General features: G+C 64.4%; 1 protein-coding gene. It reads right to left on the bottom strand.

Annotated features, from left to right (window positions below; genetic code table 11):
• Nucleotides 1-20: 20 nt before the first annotated feature.
• On the bottom strand, nucleotides 21-559 hold a 539-nt coding region (locus tag EN969_RS34470), incomplete at its 5' end, for a trimethylamine methyltransferase family protein (protein ID WP_206525378.1).

Here is a 559-nt window from a genome sequence, read left to right as displayed (position 1 = left end):
TTCATCAACAATACTGCCGATCAAAAATCGGTCGGCGCGCCGCCTTCGGACCGGCGCTTGGCGACGAAGGCGTTGAGTTCCTCGCGGATGGCCGGGTCCATGTAGGGCTCCTCATAGGACGCCAGCCGCTCCTTCCAGACCTTGTTGGCCTTTTCGAGCGCCGTCGGCGAGCCGGCTTCCGCCCAGGTCTCGTAATTGCGCCAGTCGGAGAGGATCGGCGAGTAGAAGGCGGTCTTGTAGCGGTCCTGCGTGTGCTGGGTGCCGAAGAAATGGCCCCCGGGGCCGACCGACTGGATGGCGTCGAAGCCGAGTGCCTCTTCGGAAAGGTCGAGCGGGGTCAGGAATTCGGCCACCATCTGCAGCAGGTCGATGTCCAGAATGGTCTTCTCGTAGGAGCAGCGCAGGCCGCCTTCGAGCCAGCCGGCGGCATGCATCATCAGGTTGCCGCCGCCCTGGATGGCGCCCCACAACGAGAACACGCTTTCATAAGCCGCCTGCGCGTCGACCGTGTTGGCGGCGCAGGTGTTGGAGGTGCGGTAGGGGATGTTGTAGCGGCGGG

Source organism: Mesorhizobium sp. M7A.F.Ca.CA.003.01.2.1, from assembly GCF_003998945.1.
In the GTDB taxonomy this organism is placed as follows: domain Bacteria; phylum Pseudomonadota; class Alphaproteobacteria; order Rhizobiales; family Rhizobiaceae; genus Mesorhizobium; species Mesorhizobium ciceri.
Note: the sequence above shows the minus strand (reverse complement) of the source record. Positions and strands in the feature narration are given on the sequence as shown.